The 21,406-nt window shown below is 72.4% G+C and carries 22 protein-coding genes; 13 read left to right on the top strand and 9 right to left on the bottom strand.

Annotated elements, in window-relative coordinates:
- Positions 1 to 148: 148 nt before the first annotated feature.
- Positions 149 to 1,144: a type I glyceraldehyde-3-phosphate dehydrogenase gene (gene gap, locus ACWGKQ_RS49695; RefSeq protein ID WP_453298729.1), complete on the bottom strand. Its 996-nt coding sequence runs from the start codon at positions 1,142 to 1,144 to the stop codon at positions 149 to 151.
- 113 nt (positions 1,145 to 1,257) lie between these two features.
- Positions 1,258 to 2,214, bottom strand: a complete 957-nt coding sequence (locus tag ACWGKQ_RS49690; RefSeq protein ID WP_453298728.1) for a GlxA family transcriptional regulator — start codon at positions 2,212 to 2,214, stop codon at positions 1,258 to 1,260.
- A gap of 147 nt (positions 2,215 to 2,361) precedes the next feature.
- Between ACWGKQ_RS49690 and ACWGKQ_RS49685 the strand changes: the two genes are divergently transcribed.
- The gene (locus tag ACWGKQ_RS49685; protein ID WP_453298727.1) at positions 2,362 to 3,933 is read left to right on the top strand and encodes an FAD-dependent monooxygenase; all 1,572 of its coding nucleotides are present in this window, start codon (positions 2,362 to 2,364) and stop codon (positions 3,931 to 3,933) included.
- Here the strand turns inward: ACWGKQ_RS49685 and ACWGKQ_RS49680 are convergent.
- The gene (locus tag ACWGKQ_RS49680; protein ID WP_453298726.1) at positions 3,899 to 4,993 is read right to left on the bottom strand and encodes a LacI family DNA-binding transcriptional regulator; all 1,095 of its coding nucleotides are present in this window, start codon (positions 4,991 to 4,993) and stop codon (positions 3,899 to 3,901) included. The genes ACWGKQ_RS49685 and ACWGKQ_RS49680 overlap by 35 nt on opposite strands.
- A 258-nt stretch (positions 4,994 to 5,251) precedes the next feature.
- On the opposite strand from ACWGKQ_RS49680, the gene ACWGKQ_RS49675 reads away from it, so the two are divergent.
- A complete protein-coding gene (locus tag ACWGKQ_RS49675; RefSeq protein WP_453298725.1) occupies positions 5,252 to 6,316 on the top strand; it encodes a glycoside hydrolase family 5 protein in 1,065 nt (354 codons plus the stop codon).
- A gap of 134 nt (positions 6,317 to 6,450) precedes the next feature.
- On the top strand, positions 6,451 to 6,663 hold the full coding sequence (locus tag ACWGKQ_RS49670; protein ID WP_453298724.1) for a hypothetical protein: 213 nt from the start codon (positions 6,451 to 6,453) through the stop codon (positions 6,661 to 6,663).
- 40 nt (positions 6,664 to 6,703) lie between these two features.
- Here the strand turns inward: ACWGKQ_RS49670 and ACWGKQ_RS49665 are convergent, their stop codons facing one another.
- The 3 genes from ACWGKQ_RS49665 to paaI are packed head-to-tail and all read right to left on the bottom strand — an operon-like array spanning position 6,704 to position 9,041.
- Complete coding sequence (locus ACWGKQ_RS49665) at positions 6,704 to 7,225, bottom strand: GNAT family N-acetyltransferase (protein WP_453298723.1); 522 nt, start codon at positions 7,223 to 7,225, stop codon at positions 6,704 to 6,706.
- Between the two features lie 41 nt (positions 7,226 to 7,266).
- Entirely contained in the window at positions 7,267 to 8,613 is a 1,347-nt protein-coding gene (gene paaK, locus ACWGKQ_RS49660) for a phenylacetate--CoA ligase PaaK (protein ID WP_453298722.1), read from the bottom strand.
- Positions 8,610 to 9,041, bottom strand: coding sequence for a hydroxyphenylacetyl-CoA thioesterase PaaI (gene paaI, locus ACWGKQ_RS49655; protein WP_453298721.1), 432 nt, complete (start codon positions 9,039 to 9,041; stop codon positions 8,610 to 8,612). Before paaI ends, paaK begins: the two co-directional genes overlap by 4 nt.
- A gap of 202 nt (positions 9,042 to 9,243) precedes the next feature.
- Here paaI and ACWGKQ_RS49650 point away from each other — a divergent pair, with 202 nt between their 5' ends.
- From ACWGKQ_RS49650 to paaE, 8 genes are all read left to right on the top strand, one after another.
- Complete coding sequence (locus ACWGKQ_RS49650; protein WP_453298720.1) at positions 9,244 to 10,464, top strand: thiolase family protein; 1,221 nt, start codon at positions 9,244 to 9,246, stop codon at positions 10,462 to 10,464.
- A 2-nt stretch (positions 10,465 to 10,466) separates the two neighbouring features.
- Positions 10,467 to 11,246, top strand: a complete 780-nt coding sequence (locus tag ACWGKQ_RS49645; RefSeq protein WP_453298719.1) for an enoyl-CoA hydratase/isomerase family protein — start codon at positions 10,467 to 10,469, stop codon at positions 11,244 to 11,246.
- Positions 11,243 to 12,094: a 3-hydroxyacyl-CoA dehydrogenase family protein gene (locus ACWGKQ_RS49640; protein ID WP_453298718.1), complete on the top strand. Its 852-nt coding sequence runs from the start codon at positions 11,243 to 11,245 to the stop codon at positions 12,092 to 12,094. Before ACWGKQ_RS49645 ends, ACWGKQ_RS49640 begins: the two co-directional genes overlap by 4 nt.
- Positions 12,095 to 12,184: 90 nt before the next feature.
- Complete coding sequence (gene paaA / locus ACWGKQ_RS49635) at positions 12,185 to 13,156, top strand: 1,2-phenylacetyl-CoA epoxidase subunit PaaA (RefSeq protein ID WP_453298717.1); 972 nt, start codon at positions 12,185 to 12,187, stop codon at positions 13,154 to 13,156.
- The gene (gene paaB, locus ACWGKQ_RS49630; RefSeq protein ID WP_189261875.1) at positions 13,153 to 13,443 is read left to right on the top strand and encodes a 1,2-phenylacetyl-CoA epoxidase subunit PaaB; all 291 of its coding nucleotides are present in this window, start codon (positions 13,153 to 13,155) and stop codon (positions 13,441 to 13,443) included. Before paaA ends, paaB begins: the two co-directional genes overlap by 4 nt.
- 9 nt (positions 13,444 to 13,452) lie before the next feature.
- Entirely contained in the window at positions 13,453 to 14,283 is an 831-nt protein-coding gene (gene paaC / locus ACWGKQ_RS49625; RefSeq protein ID WP_453298716.1) for a 1,2-phenylacetyl-CoA epoxidase subunit PaaC, read from the top strand.
- Entirely contained in the window at positions 14,277 to 14,792 is a 516-nt protein-coding gene (paaD, locus tag ACWGKQ_RS49620; RefSeq protein WP_453298715.1) for a 1,2-phenylacetyl-CoA epoxidase subunit PaaD, read from the top strand. Before paaC ends, paaD begins: the two co-directional genes overlap by 7 nt.
- Entirely contained in the window at positions 14,792 to 15,904 is a 1,113-nt protein-coding gene (gene paaE, locus ACWGKQ_RS49615; RefSeq protein WP_453298714.1) for a 1,2-phenylacetyl-CoA epoxidase subunit PaaE, read from the top strand. The genes paaD and paaE overlap by 1 nt, the downstream gene beginning before the upstream one ends.
- Before the next feature lie 133 nt (positions 15,905 to 16,037).
- On the opposite strand, the gene ACWGKQ_RS49610 is transcribed toward paaE, so the two are convergent.
- Positions 16,038 to 16,862 carry a DUF1684 domain-containing protein gene (locus ACWGKQ_RS49610; protein ID WP_453298713.1) on the bottom strand — a complete coding sequence of 275 codons (825 nt, stop codon included), beginning with the start codon at positions 16,860 to 16,862 and terminating at the stop codon, positions 16,038 to 16,040.
- A gap of 492 nt (positions 16,863 to 17,354) precedes the next feature.
- Between ACWGKQ_RS49610 and ACWGKQ_RS49605 the strand changes: the two genes are divergently transcribed.
- Positions 17,355 to 17,696 carry a hypothetical protein gene (locus ACWGKQ_RS49605; RefSeq protein WP_453298712.1) on the top strand — a complete coding sequence of 114 codons (342 nt, stop codon included), beginning with the start codon at positions 17,355 to 17,357 and terminating at the stop codon, positions 17,694 to 17,696.
- 59 nt (positions 17,697 to 17,755) lie between these two features.
- Here ACWGKQ_RS49605 and ACWGKQ_RS49600 read toward each other — a convergent pair whose 3' ends face one another.
- Both ACWGKQ_RS49600 and ACWGKQ_RS49595 read right to left on the bottom strand, forming a co-directional pair.
- Entirely contained in the window at positions 17,756 to 18,502 is a 747-nt protein-coding gene (locus ACWGKQ_RS49600) for an SDR family oxidoreductase (RefSeq protein ID WP_453298711.1), read from the bottom strand.
- 102 nt (positions 18,503 to 18,604) lie between these two features.
- On the bottom strand, positions 18,605 to 19,501 hold the full coding sequence (locus tag ACWGKQ_RS49595; RefSeq protein ID WP_453298710.1) for an RNA polymerase sigma-70 factor: 897 nt from the start codon (positions 19,499 to 19,501) through the stop codon (positions 18,605 to 18,607).
- Positions 19,502 to 19,755: 254 nt separating this feature from the next.
- Between ACWGKQ_RS49595 and ACWGKQ_RS49590 the strand changes: the two genes are divergently transcribed.
- Positions 19,756 to 21,369, top strand: a complete 1,614-nt coding sequence (locus tag ACWGKQ_RS49590; protein ID WP_453298709.1) for a purple acid phosphatase family protein — start codon at positions 19,756 to 19,758, stop codon at positions 21,367 to 21,369.
- Positions 21,370 to 21,406: the final 37 nt, after the last annotated feature.

The following is a 21,406-nucleotide window of genomic DNA, read 5'->3' as shown; positions in this document are numbered from 1 at the left end:
GGGGGCCGTTGCGCTCCCCCCCCGCCCCGGCCCGCTACTAGCCCAACGAACCCGGGCGCCCCCCCGGCGGGGGCCGCGTGCCCCGGTCCCCCACGGTGGGGGCGCCCCCCTTGCGGGGCCCGACCGCTCCGTCCCCCGTCAGACCCCGTCAGCGCGCGAGCAGTTCGAGCGTGTCGATCACCCGGTTCGAGAAGCCCCACTCGTTGTCGTACCAGGCGACCACCTTGACGTGGCGGCCGTCGACGCGGGTCAGGGCCGAGTCGAAGATCGACGAGGCCGGGTTGCCCGTGATGTCCGACGACACCAGCGGGTCGTCCGAGTATTCGAGGACGCCCGCGAGCGGCCCCTCCGCCGCGGTCCGGTACGCGGCCAGCACCTCGTCGCGCGTCACGTCACGCGACACGGTCGTGTTCAGCTCCACGATCGAGCCCACCGGCACCGGCACCCGGATCGAGTCGCCCGACAGCTTGCCGTCGAGGTTCGGCAGCACCAGGCCGATCGCCTTGGCGGCGCCCGTCGTGGTCGGCACGATGTTGACACCGGCGGCACGGGCCCGCCGGGGGTCGCGGTGCGGGCCGTCCTGCAGGTTCTGCTCCTGCGTGTAGGCGTGCACCGTGGTCATGAACCCGTGCTCGATACCGGCGAGTTCGTCGAGGACGGCGGCCAGCGGCGCGAGCGCGTTGGTCGTGCACGAGGCGTTGGAGACGATCGTGTGCAGCTCCGCGTCGTACGCGTCGGTGTTCACGCCGTACGCCAGCGTCACGTCGGCACCGTCCGACGGCGCGCTGACCAGCACCTTCCGGGCGCCCGCGTCGAGGTGGGCGCGGGCGGCCTTCGCCGAGGTGAAGCGGCCGGTCGACTCCAGCACGATGTCCACGCCGAGCTCGGCCCAGGGCAGCTGCGCCGGCTCGCGCTCGGCGAGCACCTTGATGCGCCGGCCGTCGACGACGAGGACGTCCCCGTCCACGCTCACCGGGCGCCCGAGGCGGCCGGCCGTGGAGTCGAAGGCGAGCAGCCGCGCGAGGGCGGCCGGCTCCGTGAGGTCGTTGACGGCGACGATCTCCAGGCTGCTGTCCCGCTCCAGCAGGGCCCGCAGCACGTTGCGTCCGATGCGGCCGAATCCGTTGACGGCGATACGAGTCATAAGTGGTGTCCCTTCGCTACGCCACCAGGTTCGCGGCCCCGGCCGGCAGCTGACAGCGGCGAGACCGCCATGGTTCGAAAGGATCCCGCCAGCACACCCCGCAGGGCCTTCGGCTACTCGCCTTTGGTGAAAGTGCGCCGGTAGTCGCTCGGCGTCGTCCCGAGAATCCGCTGGAAGTGCAGCCGCAGGTTCGCCCCGGTGCCGAGGCCGACGTCGCCGGCGATCTGCTCGACGCTCCGCTCCGACCGTTCCAGGAGCTCACGGGCCAGGTCGATCCGGGCGCGCATCACCCACTGCATCGGCGTGTACCCGGTGTCCTCCACGAACCGCCGCGAGAACGTACGCGCCGACACTCCCGCATGCCGGGCGAGCGCGTCGAGGGTGAGCGGCTCCCCGAGCCGGTGCAGCGCCCACTCGCGGGTCACGGCGAACCGCTCGCCGAGCGGTTCGGGCACACTGCGCGGCACGTACTGCGCCTGGCCGCCGCTGCGGTAGGGGGCCGCCACCAGCCGCCGGGCCGCGTGGTTGGAGGCGGCCACCCCGAGGTCGCCGCGCAGGACGTGCAGGCACAGGTCGATCCCCGAGGCCGCGCCGGCCGACGTCAGCACGCTGCCCTCGTCGACGAACAGCACGTTCTCGTCGACCTTGACCAGCGGATGCTTCTCGGCGAGGGCCCGTGTGTAGTGCCAGTGCGTGGTGGCGCGCCTGCCGTCGAGCAGCCCGGTCGCGGCGAGCGCGAACGCCCCCGTCGAGATGGCGGCCAGCCGCGCACCCCGCCGGTGCGCACCGAGCAGCGCCTCGACGACCGCGGCCGGCGGGTCCTCCCGGTCCGGGAACCGGTACCCGGGCACGAACACGATCTCCGCCCACTCCAGCGCGTCCAGGCCATGGGCGACGTGGTACGACAGCCCGTCGCCGCCGGTGACCAGACCGGGCGCCGCCCCGCACACCCGGACCTCGTACGGCATGCTCGCCCGGGTCGTGAACACCTGCGCCGGAATACCGACGTCGAGGGGCTTCGCCCCCTCCAGCACAAGAACGGCGACGCGATGCAGGCGAACGGGAGACACACCGAACAGGGTACGAGGACCCGGCCCACGCCCGGCGCGCCCCCGCCGGCCCGTGCGGCCGGTCCTCGCCCGTGGGCGGGTACTCGTTCGGGTGGCAGGCCCGCGTGCGGTGATCGCGGTCTGCCGTCGGCGCCGGATGATGGAGCCATGCCTGGAGCGGACGCGGAGGTACCGGTGCTGATCGTCGGCGGGGGGCCGGTCGGGCTCACCGTGCGGGCCTTGCTGGAGCGCTGGGGTGTGCCCGCCCTGCTGGTCGAGAAGCACCGGGAGCTCTCCCCGTTTCCCCGGTCCCGCCTGGTCAACGTGCGGTCCATGGAGATCTTCCGGCAGCTCGGGATCACCGCCGGGGTGACGGCGGACGCGTTCGCACCCGACTACGGCCGGGTGCGGTTCCGCGACACCCTGTACGACCCCGACTTCGCCAGCGCCGCGATGGTCGGGGTGCGCGCCCCGGTCGCCGAGAGCCCGGTCGTCGGAGTGGTCACCTCGCAGGACCGGCTGGAGCCCACCCTGCTCGCCGCGGCCGGGGGAGAGGTGCGGTTCGGGACCGGGCTCGTCGACCTGGAGGAGGACGCGGAGGGCGTCCTCGCCGTACTGGCCGACGGTGCGCACGGCGAGCGGACCCGCGTCCGGGCCCGGTACGTGGTCGCCGCCGACGGTGCGAACTCCACCGTCCGCGAGCGGCTGGGCATCGCCACCACCGGCCCCGGCGCGCTCGGCGACTACACCACCGTCGTGTTCGACGCCGACCTCGCCCGCTGGTGCGCGGACCAGCCCGCCGGGGTCTACTTCACCGCGTTCGGCACCTTCACCCCGCTCTACCCGGAGGGCGGCTGGGCCTGGTTCGGCGCCACGCCCGACGGCACCGGGCCGGCCGACTGGTCCGGCCGCGTCTCGCACGCGCTCGGCCCCGGTGCCGGCGTCCGGGCCGACGTGGTGCGGGTCCAGCACTGGTCGATGACCGCGTACGTCGCCGAGAGCTTCGGCCGGGGCAGAGTGCTGCTGGCCGGAGACGCCGCGCACGCCGTCCCGCCGATCGGCGGCCTCGGCATGAACGCCGGCGTCGCGGACGCCCACAACCTGTCCTGGAAACTGGCCGGCGTGCTGCAGGGCTGGGCCGGCCCCGAACTGCTGGAGACGTACGAGGCAGAGCGGCGGCCGGTGGCCCGCGAGACCCTCCGCCAGGCGGTCGACAACACCCACCTCCTGGTCCAGGTGCAGACCCTGCGCAAGGAACAGCTCCGCAGCGGCTCGTCGGCGCCGGTGGAACTGCCCTGGTCGGAACGGTACTTCGCACAGCTCGGCCTGGTGCTCGGCACGGCCTACGACTCCGCCGCCGTCCTGCGCGACGGTGCCGGCCCGCCCGAGGCCGCCGGCACCGAGTACGTGCCCACCGCGGAGCCGGGCCACCGCCTGCCCCACCACTGGCTCACTCCCGACCGCTCCACACTCGACACGCTCGGCGAATGGTTCACCCTGCTCACCCCGGACCCCGGACGCTGGCGGCAACAGGCCGTCGGGCCCTGGCCGTTGCGCGTCGAACCGCTCGCCGGAGCACATGCCGGCCGCTACGGCCTGAGCCCGCACGGCGGCGCCCTCCTCGTCCGTCCCGACGGCCACATCGCGGTCCGCTGGGACGGCCCCCCGTCGACGGGCCCGGCCCTGCGCGACGCCCTGACCGCCGTCACGTCCCGCGCGGCGGGGCCGTACTGTCCCTGATCACCAGCCGGGCCGGGACCAGGTCGGTGCCGGGCCGGGAGTCGTCGCCGGTGCGGAGCCGGCGCAGCACGCCCTCCACGCAGCGGCGGCCGACCTCGGCGAAGTCCTGGTGGACGGTGGTGAGGGGCGGGATGAAGAAGGCCGCATCCGGGGTGTCGTCGAAGCCGACCACGCTGATGTCCGCAGGGACGGACCGGCCGCGCTCGTGGAAGGCGCGCAGCAGGCCCAGGGCCATCTGGTCGTTGGCCGCGAACACGGCCGTACAGCCCGGCTCTTCGGCGAGCACGAGCCCGGCCGCGTACCCGGACTCGGCCGACCAGTCGCCGGGCAGCGGCGCCGGAACCGGGCACCCCGCCGACTCCAGCACCGCCCGCCAGGCCTGGGCCCGGCGCTGGGCCGCGTAGGAGGACCCGGGGCCCGCCACGTGCCACACCGTCCGGTGGCCCAGCTCCAGCAGATGCCGTACGGCCCCGCGCGCCCCGTCGGCCTGGTCGGTGTCGACCACGCTGTAGCGGTCCCCGGCGTCCGAGTCCACGACCACCACATGGACACCGGGCGGCAGTTGCACGGTCGCCGTGTCGAGCAGATGGATCTCCATGATGACGATGACGGCGTCCACCGCCAGCTCGCCCATCCGCGTGAAGGCGCCCAGCACGTTGTCCTGCGTGGCCACGTCGATGGGGATGAGGGTGATCGCGTAGCCCTCGGCCGCGGCATGCGTGGCGATCGCCTCGACGGTGCGGCTGCTGCCCGTGGAGGACAGGCTGAACAGGATCACGCCGATGGTGTTGAACCGGCCGTAACGCAGCGCGCGGGCCGCGCTGTTGGGCCGGTAGCCGAGCTCCCGCATCGCGGCCAGCACCTGTTCCCGGGTGGCGGCGATCACCCCGGTGTGCCCGTTGGAGACCCGGGAGACCGTCTGCGAGGAGACCCCGGCGAGCTTGGCGACGTCCGCCATGGAGACCCGCTGCTTGCGGCGCCCGCCGGGCACCCCCGACCCACCGCGACGCGCACTGCCCACAGCCGGTCCGACCTGCTGCTCCGGCCCGTTCAGGTCCATCGCCTCACCCCTCAAGTCTCCTTCGCACACCGGATGTTACGGAGCGGGAAACCTTGACGGCCGCAGGGGCGGATGCCACGATTCCGACGCTTTCGAGTTTACGTAAACATCGCCGCGTGACCAGCCCGGACGGAGATCCCGCCGGCGCGGTCGCAGCGGGGATGTCCACGTGAACACACCGCGTCCATGTTTACGTGAACACGCGGTGGGGCCCGCGGGCCCGTGCGTCGAGCCGCCGTCTTCCGAAAGGGCACGTTGATGCGCAAGACCCCCGCCAGAACCCGTACCACCCCCCGCACCCGCGCCGCCCTCGCGGCGGTCGCCCTCGCCGCGCTCGGCGCCACCACCCTCACCGGCAGTCCGGCCGCCGCCTCCGCCGCCGTACCGGGCCACGGCACCAGCCAGTTCAAGGGCGTCAACTGGGCCGACCCGCGCGACAACTACGCCGACGACCCGGTGGTCCTCTCCGGCCTGTCGCTCTCCGACAGCTACGCCCAGACCTACGCCAAGGCGACCCGGGTGATCGCCGCGTTCCGCGCCAACCTGGGCGCCAACACCGTACGGCTGCCCATCAACCCGTACACGGTCAACGGCTCCTACTGGAAGTCGTACCGGGGCGTCATCGACGCGGCCTCCGCCCAGGGCTTCAAGGTGATCGTCTCCTACTGGGAGGGCACCGGCGCCAACAAGGACGGCTTCATCGACGACGAGGCCACCTACTGGCCCATGTGGGACACGGTGGTGAAGGCCTACCGGCACGACCCGCACGTCTACTTCGAGCCGATGAACGAGCCGCACGGCTACACCGACGCCGAATGGGCCGACATCGCCGCGAAGTGGCTGGCGACCTACCCGTCCGTCCCGCACGACCGCGTCTTCGTGAGCGGCGCCGGCTACAACGACCACGTCACCACCGTCTGCGCCGACCCGCGCCTGAAGGGCACGTATCTCTCGCTGCACCACTACGGGTTCTGGAAGGACTACGCGACCTACGACCAGTGGGTGGCCGACCTGAAGGAACGTCTCGGCGACTGCGCGAACCGCACGGTCGCCGACGAGTTCGGCGCCCCCATGACGACCGGACTCGACTACGACAAGCCCGCTCCCGACGACAACTCCGTCAACTTCATCCAGGCCGACACCGACACCTTCCGCAAGCTCGGCATGGGCTCGGTGTACTGGCCGGGTCTGCGCACCGACGACACGTACTCCATCCAGAAGCTGATCGGCGACGCGTCCCGGCCCTGGCTGGCCACCACCAACCAGTCCGGCGCCGACCGCCTCGCCTGGGCCTGGGGCCGCGGCAGGCCGGTCGCGGGCTGACCCGCCGCACGACGGCCGTGGTGCCCCTGACCACCGCGGCCGTCGTCCGGCGGCCGGTCAAACCCCTTTGCCCGCCGACCGCTTCGAGTTGCTGCCGTACACCCCGCGTGAAGGTGTACGCGAAGTATCCGGGTGTGAGGCACCGGTACGTGCTCGCCGGCCTCGCGATCCCCATCGGGATGGGGATCGACTTCGAGAGGCAGGTCGGGGTCTGCCGAACCGAGGGAGACAAGGTCGTCATCGAGTTCCAGGACCGCGGCGAGGACAGCGAACTGCGCATGCGCCACTGCGACATCCAGACCATCGACGGCACATGCCTGGCCTGGAGCGACGAGTTGCTCGAATAGCTCGAACAGGGAGCCCGGTGGCGGGAGGGAGCCGTCCGGCTCACGGCGACGGAGGCGCGCCGGTCGGCCGGTCGGTGGTGGCGTCGAGGGCGCGCAGGAACGTCAGGCCGGGGCGGCCGGACAGCACGGTCTCTCCGGTGACGACGAAGCCGGACCGTGCCAGTACGGCACGCGAGGCCGCGTTGTCGAGGGTGGTGGCGGCCCGCAGGGCGGTCAGCCCGTACTCGGTGGCGGCGACTCCGCACAACTCCCGTACGGCCGCGCCGGCCAGGCCCCGCCCTGCCGCCCGCTCCGCGATCCGGTACCCGAGGTCGGCGCTCGCGTCCGCGACGTCCACCAGGTTGATCCGCCCCAGCACCTCGCCCCCGGTGCCGACGAGCACATGGAAGTAGCAGATCCCGGCCGCCTGTTCGGCCAGCAGTTTCCGGTGCCGCTCGTCGAAGTGGGCGAAGTAGTCGTCGCCGCGGTCGGGGATGGTCGCCGCGAAGTAGGCGCGGTTCTCCCGCTCGAAGGCGAGGAGCGCGACGGCGTGGTCCGGGCGGAGCAACTGGAGTTCGGGCATGGCAGGACGCTAGGCATCCCCGCCGCCTGCCGCCAGCGAATTCAGGCGTCCCGCAGGTCCTTGACCCGGCGGAGCTTGCCGAGCGAGCGTTCCAGCGTCTCCGGGTCGACGACGGCGACCTCCACGGTGACCCCGACGCCGTCCTTGATGCCCTGGGCGATGGTCCTGGTGGCGGCCTCGCGGTCGGCGGGGCCGGCGTCGGGCCGGGCCTCCACCCGGACCGTCATGTGGTCCATGCGGCCGCGCCGGCTGATCTGGATCTGGAAGTGCGGGGCCACCCCGGGCGTCCGCAGCACGATCTCCTCCACCTGGCTGGGGAAGACGTTGACCCCACGCAGGATGATCATGTCGTCGCTGCGGCCGGTGATCTTCTCGATACGGCGGAAGCCGGGCCGGGCGGTGCCGGGCAGCAGCCGGGTGAGGTCGCGGGTGCGGTAGCGGATGATCGGCAGCGCCTCCTTGGTGAGCGAGGTGAAGACCAGTTCGCCGCTCTCGCCCTCCGCCAGCACCTCGTCGCCCAGCGGGTCCACGACCTCCGGGTAGAAGTGGTCCTCCCAGACGTGCAGCCCGTCCTTGGTCTCCACGCACTCCTGCGCGACCCCGGGACCGATGACCTCGGACAGCCCGTATATGTCGACCGCGTGGATGTCCATGCGCTCCTCGATCTCGCGGCGCATCTCCTCCGTCCACGGCTCGGCACCGAAGATGCCGACCTCGAGGGAGGTGGAGCGCGGATCGACACCCTGCTTCTCGAACTCGTCGAGCAGGGTCAGCATGTAGGAGGGCGTGACCATGATGATCTCGGGCCGGAAATCCTGGATGATCTGCACCTGGCGGGCGGTCATGCCGCCGGAGGCGGGGATCACGGTGCAGCCGGCGCGCTCGGCGCCGTAGTGGGCGCCGAGGCCGCCGGTGAACAGGCCGTAGCCGTAGGACACATGGACCTTGTGGCCCGGGCGGCCGCCGGCGGCCCGGATGGAACGGGCGACGACGTCCGCCCACATCGACAGGTCGTTCTCCGTGTAACCGACCACGGTGGGGCGGCCGGTGGTGCCGCTGGACGCGTGCACGCGCCGCACCTCGGACATCGGCACCGCGAACATGCCGAAGGGGTAGGTGTCCCGCAGGTCCGCCTTGGTGGTGAAGGGGAAGCGGGCGAGGTCCGCGAGGGTGTGGCAGTCGTCCGGGCCGACCCCGGCGGCGTCGAACTTCTCGCGGTACAGCTCCACGTTGTCGTACGCGTGCCGCAGGGTCGTGCGCAGCCTGGTGAGCTGGAGTGCCTCGACCTCCGCGCGGGACATCCGCTCGGCCTCGTCCAGCAGTGCCTCGGGAAGCGGCTCTCCCCGGCGGGTGCCTCCGGGCCCGGGGGCGGTCACTTCGCTGCTCATTGCGGCTCCTCATTTCTCGTGCGGAGGGTGCGACTGCGGCCGCGGAACTCCGCGATCACCTCGTCGCCGCGCACGACACTCACGTCGTAGACACCGCTGCGGCCGAACCGGACCCGCTCCCGCGCGGTGGCGACCAGTACGTCGCCCTCGTACGCGGGCGCGATGAAGTCGATGTCGGCGCCGGCGGCGACCGTCACCGGCCCGTGGCTGTTGCAGGCACAGGCGAACGCGGTGTCGGCGAGCAGGAACACATGGCCGCCGTGGGCGATCCGGTGTCCGTTGACCTGCGAGGCGGTGACGGTCATCCGCAGCACGGCCATCCCCTCGCCGTGCTCCAGCAGCTCGATGCCCAGCCGCCGGGACGCCTCGTCCGCGGCGAACATCGTCTCGACCGGACCGGGCGTCGTCCCGGGTGCCTGGGTCGTCATTTCCACCACCTTGTGAACCGACCGAACATTCGGTTAGCGTGCGGCGTGGTCAAGTAATCCAGCAACACACCTGCATGTCAAGAGGCGGACCACAGGCCGCGGAAGCGCCCGCGTCCCCCTGCCCGACGCCGCCTTCGGCACCGTCCGCCGCACCGTCCCGCCGCCGCGGCGACCCGTCCGACCCCGAAGCCGAGGAGACCCGATGCCCGACGTATACCTGATCGACGGGGCCCGCACCCCGCAGGGCCGCTACGGCGGCGCCCTGGCCTCCGTACGCCCCGACGACCTCGCCGCCCTGGTCGTCGGCGAGGCCGTCCGACGCGCCGGGATCCCGGGCGCGGCCGTGGACGAGGTCATCCTCGGCGCGGCCAACCAGGCCGGCGAGGACAACCGCGACGTGGCCCGCATGGCCGTGCTGCTCGCCGGGCTGCCGCACACCGTGCCCGGCTACACCGTCAACCGGCTGTGCGCGTCGGGCCTGACCGCGGTGGCCTCGGCGGCCCAGACGATCCGCGCCGGCGAGGCGGACCTCGTGGTCGCCGGGGGAGTGGAGTCCATGACCCGGGCGCCCTGGGTGACGGAGAAGCCCGGCACCCCGTGGGCCAAGCCGGGACAGGTGTACGACACCGCTCTGGGCTGGCGGTTCACCAACCCGCGCTTCACCGCAGCCGACCGCGCCGTGCCCGGGGACGCCGGACCCGAGGCGGTCAAGGTCACGCTCTCCATGGGCGAGACCGCCGAAGAGGTCGCCGCCCTCGACGGCATCACCCGCGCCGACTCCGACGCCTTCGCCCTGCGCAGCCACCAGCGGGCCGTGGCCGCCCAGGAGTCGGGCCGCTTCGACCGCGAGATCGTCCCCGTGCCCGTGCGCGACGGCGAGGTCACCCGCGACGAGGGCCCCCGCCCCTCGACCACCCTGGAGAAGCTGGGCTCCCTGCGGACGGTCTTCCGCGCCGACGGCATCGTCACGGCGGGCTCCTCCTCGCCGCTGTCCGACGGCGCGGCCGCCCTGGTGGTCGCGAGCGCCGAGGCGGTCGAGCGGTACGGCCTCACCCCGCGGGCCCGGATCGTCGCCTCGGCCTCCGCCGGTGTGCAGCCCAACCTCATGGGTCTCGGCCCGGTCCCCGCCACCGAGAAGGCCCTCGCCCGCGCCGGCTGGCAGACCGGCGACCTGGACGCCGTGGAGCTCAACGAGGCGTTCGCCGCCCAGGCGCTGGCGGTGATCCGGCGGCTCAAGCTCGACGAGGACAAGGTCAACGCCGACGGCGGCGCCATCGCCCTCGGACATCCCCTCGGCTGCTCCGGCGCCCGCATCCTGCTCACCCTGCTCGGCCGCCTCGAACGGGAGAACGGCCGCCGGGGCCTGGCCACGCTCTGCGTCGGCGTGGGCCAGGGCGCCGCGCTTCTCGTGGAACGGGTGTGACCATGTCGTACGACACCCTGCTGGTCGAGGAACGCACCGACCGGACCGTCGTCACCCTGCACCGGCCCGAGGCCCGCAACGCCATCAGCGGCCGGATGATCAGCGAACTGCACGAAGTCTGCGAGCGGCTGGAACGCGATCCCAAGCTGCTGCTCCTGACCGGCCACGGCGGGGTCTTCGCGGGCGGCGCCGACATCGCCGAACTGCTGGAGCGCGGCCGGGACGAGGCCCTGCAGGGCATCAACAGCCGCCTGTTCGAACGCGTCCGGCGGCTGCCCATGCCCACCCTGGCCGCCGTCGAGGGCTGGGCCCTGGGCGGCGGGGCCGAGCTGGCCTACGCCTGCGACCTGCGGATCGCCGGCCCCGGTGCCGTGTTCGGCAATCCCGAGCCCGGTCTGGGCATCCTCGCGGCGGCCGGTGCCTGCTGGCGGCTGCCCGAACTGGTCGGGGAGTCGGTCGCCAAGCAGATCCTGCTCGCCGGCCGCACCCTCGACGCACCGGCCGCGCTCGCCGCGGGCCTGGTCATCGACGTCGTCCCTGCCGAGGAGCTGCCGGCGGCGGCCCACGCGCTGCTGGACCGGATGGCACGGTCCTCGGCGACGGCGCTGCGCCTGACGAAGCTCGTCGTGGACTCGCCCGGCGCCCACCCCGTCGCCGACGACCTGGCACAGGCCGTGCTCTTCGAGGGCCGGGAGAAGAAGGACCGCATGACACGTTTCCTCGAGAAGAGCGCATCCAGGAACAGGTCGCAGAACCCGGAGCAGGAGAGGAGCCGCGCATGACGTCGGCACCCAGGACCGTCGCGGTCGTCGGTGGCGGCCGGATGGGCGCGGGGATCGCCCAGTCCTTCGCCACCGCCGGCTCGGCCGTCACCGTGGTGGAGAGCGGGGCGCAGGCCGCCGCCGCGGCGCTGGAGTGGATCGTCGGCAGCCTGCGGCGGGCCGCGGAGCGGGGCCACCTGACCGAGGACGCGGAGCAGGTGGCAGGCCGGGTGACCGTCGTACCCACGGTGGCGGACCTGCCGCCGGAGGCCGAGCTGGTCGTGGAGGCCGTACCCGAGGACACGGCGCTCAAGGCCCGCCTCCTGAAGGCCGCCGAGGAGGCCGTGGGCGACACCGCCGTCCTGGCCACCAACACCAGCTCCCTGTCGGTGACCGACCTCGCCGCCGTCCTGCGGCGCCCGGACCGGTTCCTCGGGATGCACTTCTTCAACCCGGTGCCCGCCTCCGCGCTCGTCGAGATCGTCGTCGCCCCCGGCACCGCTCCGCGGACCGTCGAGGCGGCCCTGGAATGGACCAGGGCGCTGGGCAAGCAGGACGTGGTCGTCAAGGACTCGCCCGGCTTCGCCAGCAGCCGGCTCGGCCTGGCCCTCGGGCTGGAGGCGATCCGCATGGTCGAGGAGGGCGTCGCCGAGCCCGAGGCCATCGACGACGCCATGCGGCTCGGCTACCGGCACCCGATGGGCCCGCTGCGGCTCACCGACCTGGTCGGGCTCGACGTACGGCTCGCCATCGCCGAGTACCTGCACGCGACCCTCGGCGAGCGCTTCGCGCCGCCGCGGCTGCTGCGCGACAAGGTGGCCCGCGGCGAGCTCGGGCACAAGACGGGGCAGGGTTTCTACGCATGGTGATCGTGCCCCGGCCGCCGCAGACCCTTGCCAGACCGGGGAGTGCGCGCCTTATGATGAACCGAACGAATGGTCGGTTGGGAGTTGGTGGAGATGACTGAAGCGGCCGGACGGGACGCCGAGCACGATCTGGAGTCCCACTTCGAGGCGACGATCGCGCGTGACCAGCGGATCGAGCCGCGGGACTGGATGCCGGAGGGCTACCGCAGGACGCTGGTCCGGCAGGTGGCCCAGCATGCGCACTCCGAGATCATCGGCATGCAGCCGGAGGGCGAGTGGATCACCCGCGCGCCGTCGCTGCGCCGCAAGGCGATCCTGTTCGCGAAGGTCCAGGACGAGGCCGGCCACGGCCTGTACCTGTACTCGGCCGCCGAGACCCTGGGCGCCGACCGCGCGGACCTCACCGAGCGGTTGATCGAGGGCCGTCAGAAGTACTCCTCGATCTTCAACTACCCCACGCTCAGCTTCGCGGACGTCGGGGTGATCGGCTGGTTCGTGGACGGCGCCGCGATCTGCAACCAGGTGCCTCTCTGCCGCAGCTCCTACGGCCCCTACGCCCGCGCGATGGTCCGGATCTGCAAGGAGGAGTCCTTCCACCAGCGACAGGGCTACGAGCTGCTGATGACCATGATGCGCGGCACCGACGCCCAGCGGGAGATGGTGCAGGACGCGGTGGACCGCTGGTGGTGGCCCTCCCTGATGATGTTCGGACCGCCCGACGCCGACTCGCCCAACTCGGCGCAGTCGATGGCCTGGAAGATCAAGCGGCACAGCAACGACGAACTGCGCCAGCGGTTCGTGGACATGACCGTGCCGCAGGCGGCCAGGCTCGGTGTGACCCTGCCCGACCCCGAACTGCGCTGGAACGAGGAGCGCGGCCATCACGACTTCGGCACCCCCGACTGGTCCGAGCTGAAGGCGGTCATCAGCGGCAACGGCCCGTGCAACACCGAACGGGTGGCGCGGCGCCGGGCCGCGCACGAGGAAGGTGCCTGGGTGCGTGCGGCCGCCAGTGCCCACGCCGCCAAGCAGGCCGCCCGAGCCCGCGAGGAGGCAGTGGCATGAGCGACTCCGAGAACTGGCCCCTGTACGAGATCTTCATCCGGGGCAAGCGCGGCCTCAACCACGTGCACGTCGGCTCGCTGCACGCGGCGGACGACCGGATGGCCCTCACCCACGCCCGCGACCTGTACACCCGGCGCAACGAGGGCGTCAGCATCTGGGCCGTGCGCTCCGAGCACATCGCCGCCTCCACCCGGGACGAGAAGGACCCCTTCTTCGCCCCGAGCGCCGACAAGGTCTACCGGCACCCGACGTTCTACGACATCCCCGACGACGTCCCGCACATCTAGGAGCCGGTGATGAGTGACGACCACGTCTACCTGTCCCTGGCCGAGGGCCACGACGACAGCGACGCCCGCTGGGCCTTCGGCACCGGCTTCGAGGACCCGCTGTACGGCGTCGACACCGCGGTACCCGAGGGCGTCGACGCCGGTCGGCTGGCCGCCGACTGCCTGGCGCTCGGCGACGACGCCCTGGTCCTGGCCCAGCGGCTCGCGGAATGGGTCACCCGCGCGCCCGAGCTGGAGGAGGAGGTGGCGCTCGCCAACATCGGCCTCGACCTGCTCGGCCAGGCCCGCCTGCTGTACGCGCGCGCCGGACAGACCGACGGCACCGGCCGCGGCGAGGACGCCTACGCCTACTTCCGCGACCCGGACGAGTTCCGCAACGTACGCCTGGCCGAACTCCCGGGCGGCGACTTCGCCTTCTCCGTCCTGCGGCTCCTGGTGTTCGCCAGCTGGCGGCTCGCCCACTTCACCGAACTGGCCTCCGCGCCCGACCCGGTGCTCGCCGCGATCGCGGCCAAGGGCGTGAAGGAGCTCGCCTACCACCGGCAGTACGCCGCCGAGTGGGTCGTACGCCTGGGCGACGGCACCGAGGAGTCCCACGCGCGGATGGTCACGGCCCTCGAAGCGCAGGCTCCCTACTGGGAGGACCTGTTCGCCGCCCACGACGTGCGCGACGCGGTGCTGGCCGACCTCCACCAGGTCCTCGACGCGGCCGGACTCCCCATGCCGCATGTCCCGTCGGCGTCCGGTCAGGGCCGCGACGGCGACCACACCGGCCATCTCGCCCCGCTCCTCGCCGAGTTGCAGAGCGTGGCCCGCGCCCACCCGGAGGCGACATGGTGACCGTCCTGGCCGACGCCCGGCGGGCCCGGCACATCGCCGAACAGGTGCCCGACCCGGAACTTCCCATGCTCACCCTCGCCGACCTCGGTGTGCTCCGGGACGTCACCGTCGACCCGGACGGCACGGTGGTCGCCGACCTCACCCCGACCTACTCGGGGTGCCCCGCCATGGCCGAGATGCGCGCCGGGGTCGCCGCCCGCCTGCGGGACGCCGGCTTCCGCCGCGTGGAGATCCGCACCGTCCTCGACCCGCCGTGGACCAGTGACTGGATCACCCCCGAGGGGCGCCGCAAACTCGCCGACCACGGCATCGCACCGCCCACCACCGCGCCCCGGCGTCCCGCGGGTCCCGTCCCCCTGGACCTGACGCCGACCAGGCGCACGGTTGCGTGTCCCCGCTGCGGATCGGCCGCCACCGAGGAGACCTCCCGGTTCGCGGCCACCTCCTGCAAGGCACTGTGGCGCTGCCTCAGCTGCCGGGAGCCGTTCGAGTACGTCAAGGAGATCTGATGGCAGAGCTGACGGCACCGACCGCCGGTGCCCCCGCGACGACAGCACGCCGGCGCCGCCCAGCCTTCCATCCCCTGCGCGTCGCCGCGGTCCAGCCCCTGTGCGAGGACGCCGTGGCGGTCACCTTCGACATCCCCGCGGCCCTGGCGGAGGAGTTCGCCTTCGGCCCCGGCCAGTCGCTCACCCTCCGCCGCGACATCGACGGGCGCGACGAGCGGCGCTCCTACTCGATCTGCTCGCCGGCCGGCGCCCCGCCCCGCATCGGCGTCCGCGAGGTGCCCGGCGGACTTTTCTCCTCCTGGCTGGTCCACGAGGTGCGCCCGGGCGACACCGTCGAGGTGATGGCCCCCACCGGAGCCTTCACCCCCGACCTCACGGTCCCCGGCCACCACGTGCTCATCGCGGCCGGCTCGGGCATCACCCCCATGAGGTCCATCGCCGAGTCGGTCCTGGCCGCCGACGACCGCTCGACGGTGACGCTGTTCTACGGCAACCGCCGCACCGACACCGTGATGTTCGCCGACGAACTGGCCGACCTGAAGGACGAGTACCGCACCCGCTTCCACCTCGCCCACGTCCTCTCGCGCGAACCCCGCGAGGCCGAGCTCCTCTCCGGCCGCCTCGACGGCGCCCGCCTCGGCGCGCTCATCGACGGCCTGGTCGACATCGAGGGCGCCGACCACTGGTGGCTGTGCGGCCCGCACGGCATGGTCCTCGACGCGCAGAAGGTACTCGCCGAACTGGGCGTCCCCGCCCCGCGGATCCACCAGGAGCTCTTCTTCGCCGACGAGCCGATCGAACCCGTCCGGCACGAGGAGGCGGTGGCGACCGGCCCGGCCAGCGAGGTCACCGTCACCCTGGACGGCCGCTCCACCACCGCCCGCCTCCCGCGCGGGCGCACCATCCTCGACTCCGCCGCCCGCATCCGCCCGGACCTGCCCTTCGCCTGCAAGGGAGGAGTGTGCGGGACCTGCCGGGCGCGCATCACGGAGGGCGAGGCCGACATGCGCCGCAACTACGCCCTGGAGCCTGCCGAGGTGGCCGCCGGCTACGTCCTGACCTGCCAGTCCTATCCGGTCTCCGAGTCGCTGACGGTCGACTACGACAGCTGACCGGCCGGCGTGGGCCGCACCGGGCCCGTCACCTGTTCCACCGGCTCGTTGGTCACGCCGGGTGTCGTCAGCGGCCCTGGGCGAGCCGGGCGGCGGGGCACGGAGCCCGCCGCCCCTCGGTACGGCCGCCCGGTCAGGATCCGCCGCGCTCGCGCGGGATCTTCTGGCCGGCCTCGACCGCCACCGGCAGCCGGTTCTCGGCCGGCGGCAGCGGGCAGGTGGCCAGGTCCGTGTAGGCGCACGGCAGGTTCGCCGCGCGGTTGAAGTCCAGGACCACCGTGCCGTCGGCGGCAGGCGGCCCGACGGACAGGACCCGGTTGGCCGCGTAGGTGGTGACCCCGGAGGTCGCGTCGGTGAACAGCACCGTCAGCCCGCCGGGACCGCGCCCCGGGAACGCGGTCAGGGACAGCTGCCGCCCTTCCAGCTCGAACTCGACCCGGCCCGGTGCGTCGTACACGTGCTCAAGGCCCTCCACCGCGGCCCCCACCGTCGTCGGCCGCGGCTCGTCGAAGGGGACGTACCGGCCCGGCACGGCCCACCGCGGATCGGGAGCGTAGGCGGGCGTTCCGGTGAAGGCGGTGCGCAGCGGGGCGTCCGGGTGCCGGGGGCGCACGATGTCGTTCCCGCCGCGCTTGGCGACCTCGATCACGGCGTCGCCCCAGACCGCGTCGACGCCACCGCGCTCGGGAAGCACGCCGAAGGAGTGTTCGCCCCGCACCGGAGTGCCGTCGACGACCAGTTCCTCGCCGTCGTCCAGGGTGACGACGACCCCGCCGGGGCCGGTGCGCCAGGCGCCGGGGGCGTCGGGGAAACGCTGCGGCCGGTCGTCGAGCCAGTGCAGACCGGTGATGGCCAGGAACCCGTGCGGGGCGGAGATCCGGGCCTCCTGGGCGCGGTGCCAGTCCTGCCAGCTCTCGGTGAAGACCTGGAGATCCGTCGTGATGGCCTCAGTCGTCATGCGTCCTCTTTCGTCGGGCGAGGCTCGGCAACAGCCGTGCCAGTCAGAACGGGGACGGGCGAACCGTCATTCCGGTCCACGTGTGACGGCTTCTTGTCAGTCATGTGTCACGGGAGCCACCAGCAGTGCGGCCGAACCGCCGGTCAGCACCGAGACGTCTGCACCGCACATGCTCATGAGTCATCGACCGAATGGTCGGTAGGCTGGACGGCGCGTGCGGACGCTGTCAAGGTCCGCAGGGCAGGAAGAAGCGCGCCGGGAACCCACGCGGTGTCGGCACCCTTGCGGCGGCGTGCGGAACTTGTCACGCTGGTCTTTCAACCGCTTGCTCCAGCTCTCACCACGGCGTTCGCGAGACCGCCGGCCCCGACCAGTCCCGGCTCGATACGTTCGTGCGCGCTGCTCTCCCGCCCCGGCGCTGATGCGCGTACACCGCGTCCGAGCACCACAGCGACCGGCCGGACAGCCGCCGCCTCACCTGTGGAGCACACCATGGACACGAGCGAGGAGGCCGCCCGCGGCCTGACCGACATCCAGGACTTCCTGTACCAGCAGGCCCATCTGCGAGCGGCACGCCGACGCGTCTCGGAATTCGTCGCACGGGAACCGGGGCTGACCCAGGAGCAGAAGTCGGACATCGAGCGCTGGTATCTCCAGGAACAGACCTATGTGGCCCACATGGTGACCGAGCACATCGCCGCCAGCGTCAGCGCCGTGGAGCAGCGGCACCACGCCCGCTTCGGACACTGGCTGCGCGGAACGCTCACCGCGATGCTCCTGATCACCGCGGCGATGGCGGTGTGCGTCACCGTGGTGCTGGTCGGCGCGTCGTAGACCGGCGGAACGGTCGTACGGAAAAGGGGCCCGGCGTGTGCGGCAGGCCCCTTCTCGTCCTACTGCTGCCGGGCGAGCCAGTCGGCGAACCCGACCTCGCCGAGGCGCGCGTCCGGGCCCGGCAGGAGCGTGTCCTCCTGGAGCTCGGCACCCCAGTACGTCGCCTGCGGGTCCGTGACGATCCTGCGGGAGTCGCCCTGGGCGGTGAGTCCCATGCGGATGAACTCCTCCAGCTCGAACACCTCCGGGCCGCCGATCTCCACCACGCCGTTCGCCGGGGCGCCGACCGCCGCGCGTCCCACGCCCGCGGCCACGTCGTCGGAGACCATGGGCTGGATCCTGCCGGCGGGCAGGCGCACGGTGTCGCCCTCGGTGACCCCGTCGGCGAGCCCCTTCGCGAACTCGAAGAACTGGGTCGCGTGGACGATGGTGTAGGGGAGTCCCGACGCCTTGATCAGCTCCTCCTGGGCCTGCTTGGCCCGGAAGTACCCGCTTCCCTGGAGCCGGTCGGTGCCCACCACGGACAGCGCCACATGGTGCCCCACACCGGCCTCGGCCTCCGCCTCGAGGATGTTGGCCGTCGAGGCACGGAAGAAGTCCATGACGGCCTGGTCCTCGAACGAGGGGGAGTTGGACACGTCGACCACGACCGAGGCGCCCTCCAGCGCCTCGGCCAGGCCCTTGCCGGTAAGCGTGTCGACGCCGGTGCTCGGCGCGGCCACGACCGTCTCGTGCCCGTGCTCGCCGAGCCCGCTGACCAGCTTCGAGCCGATGAGCCCGGTGCCACCGATCACTACGACCTTCATGACGGAATTCCTCTCGGGATCTCTCTGGTGCTTCCACTCGAAGAGACCGGGCAGCCTCCTCGCGTGTGACACCCGGTCCGAGAAGCCGGGAGAACGGGAGCCTCAGCCGTCCAGCGACGCCACATAGGGAGCCAGCTTGGCGGGGTTCAGTACCCACAGGAGGCGTTCGATGCCGCGCTCCGAGACATCGGCGGACAGCAGGGCCACCGCCGTCCCCGAGGCCGAGACCAGGACGGCCGGCCTGCCGTTGGCCTCGACCCAGCGCACCTGGGACTGCGGCCAGAAGCGCGGCGCGAAGGCGGCCAGGTACCGGGAGACGTGCGGCCGCCCGAACACCGGGATCTTCGACGCCCCGCGGATACCGCCACCGTCGGCGTAGCTGACCACGTCCTCGGTGAGGATCTCCTCCAGCACCGGCAGGTCACCGTTCTGCGCCGCGGCGAGAAACACCTCGAGAAAGCGCCGGTGCTCGGCCGGGCCGACCGGCTCCCTGCGCTCCGCCGCCAGCCGCTTGCGGGCCCGGCTCACCAGCTGGCGGGCGTTGGCCTCGCTCGTCTCCACGATGTCCGCGATCCGCCGGTACGTGTAGTCGAACGCCTCCCGCAGCACGTACGCGGCCCGCTCCACCGGGTTGAGCTTCTCCAGCAGGAAGAGGACCGCCATGTCGAGCGCCTCCGCGCGCTCCGCGCCCAGCTGCGGATCCCCGCTCGTGTCGACGGGCTCGGGCAGCCACGGGCCGACGTACGACTCCCGGCGCACCCGGGCCGACTGGGTGAAGTTGATCGCCAGCCTGGCGGTCACCGTGGCCAGGAACGCGGCCGGCTCACGGACCTCGGCACGGTCGGTGTTCTGCCACCGCACCCAGGCCTCCTGGACGACGTCCTCGGCCTCCACGGCGCTGCCGATCACGCGGTAGGCGATGCCGAAGAGCTGCGGCCGCGCCGCGATGAACTCCTTCGTCGCCCGGTCGAGGGGGTCGGCGTGGTCACCGGCGCGCATTGCTGTCCTCCAGGGTCGGACCAGCATGCTACAAGCCGTCCCGGCCCCGGCCGGCGCACGGCCGCCGGGGTGTCGCAGGCCTCCCGGAGGCCAAGGGCAGGGCGGCGCTCGGTAAAGGAGCGGGCAGATGTCGGTCATGTCGGCCTGATGCCTGACGGGTGGCGGCCAGGTGGTCATGTGGTGTTCATGTGGCAGCAGTTGGGCTGGGACAGGGTGCGGTCGTTGTCTGCTCAGCTGCAAGTCGGGAGGGCGTCATGACCACACACACAGACTCCACAGAGGACAGATCCGAGGGGGGCCCGGAGGGACTCAGCCGTCGTCACGCGCTGGGCCTGCTGGGGACCGCGGGGGCGGGCGCCGCCGCCACCGGCCTGCTGGGGGCGGGTACGGCACAGGCCGCACCGCTCGCCGCTCCGGCCTTCCACCTCACCGCGGACTCCTCCGGCGCGCCCCCCGTCCAGGGCCTGCACCTGACCTTCGGGGCGGACCCGCGCACCCAGATGACGGTGTCGTGGATCACGGACCGTCCGGTGACCAAGCCCGTCGTGCGCTACGGCACCCTGGAGCACGGCTTCGGCTCCAGCAAGAAGGCGCAGACCGTCACCTACGTCGACGGCACCTCCAACCGCACCGTCTACGTCCACCACGCCCTGCTGAAGGGGCTCGCCCCGGACACGGACTACCTCTACCTCGCCACGCACGAGGGGGCGACCCCCGACAGCGGTACGTTCCGCACGGCTCCGCAGGGCCGCCGGCCGGTCACCTTCACCAGCTTCGGCGACCAGTCCGCCCCGCAGGTCACCTGGGCGGCCGACGGCACCGTCGGCCTGGACGCCAACTCCACGCCCGCGACGAAGGACATCGTCACCGGCATCGAGCAGGTCGCCCCGCTGTTCCACCTGCTCAACGGCGACCTCTGCTACGCCAACCTGGACGTCGACCGGGTGCGCACCTGGAACAACTTCTTCACCAACAACACCCGTTCGGCGCGCTTCCGGCCCTGGATGCCGGCGGCCGGCAACCACGAGATCGAGAAGGCCAACGGCCCGCTCGGCCTCGGCGCCTTCCAGACGTACTTCTCGCTGCCCTCCACCGAGACCGACGCCGAACTCGCCAACCTGTGGTACGCGTTCACCGCCGGGTCGGTGCGGGTCATCGTGCTCCAGAACGACGACAACTGCCTCCAGGACGGCGGCGACGTCTACATCAGCGGCTACTCGGGGGGCCGCCAGCTCGCCTTCCTGGAGAAGGAACTGAAGGCGGCCCGCGCCTCCAAGGACGTCGACTGGGTGGTCGTGGCCATGCACCAGGTCATGGTCAGCTCCTCCGACGCCAACGGCGCCGACCTGGGCCTGCGCGAGAAGTACGGCCCGCTGTTCGACCGCTACGGCGTCGACCTGGTGCTCTGCGGCCACGAGCACAACTACGAGCGTTCGCTGGCCGTGCGCGGCGTCGTGAACGGCAGCGAGACGCTCACGCCCAACCCGGTCTCCCAGGCCACCGACGACATCGACGCCAACCTGGGCACCGTGCACATGATCCTCGGCGGCGGCGGTGTCTCGGGCACCACGAACCAGAAGTTCTTCAACGACGGCACCGGCAAGGTGATCACCGCCGTCTCCTCCACCGCCGGTTCGAACGGCAAGCGCACCTCCACCTACGTCCAGGAGAAGGCGGTGTGGGTGGGTGTCCGGGACGTCGAACACCCCTACGGCTTCGCCGCCTTCACCGTCGACCCCGGCCGGCACCCCGGTGACACCACCCGGATGCACGTCACGTACTACAACGTGAACAAGCCGAACGGCGAGCTGTCGGTCTTCGAGACCTTCAGCCTGCACCGCAAGCGCTCCGACGGCCACGCCGGCTGATCGAGCGACGGCTGGAGACGCGGGCCGTGGGGCAACC

Source organism: Streptomyces sp. NPDC054770 (assembly GCF_053611985.1).
This window is presented reverse-complemented; position numbering and strand designations above follow the sequence as displayed.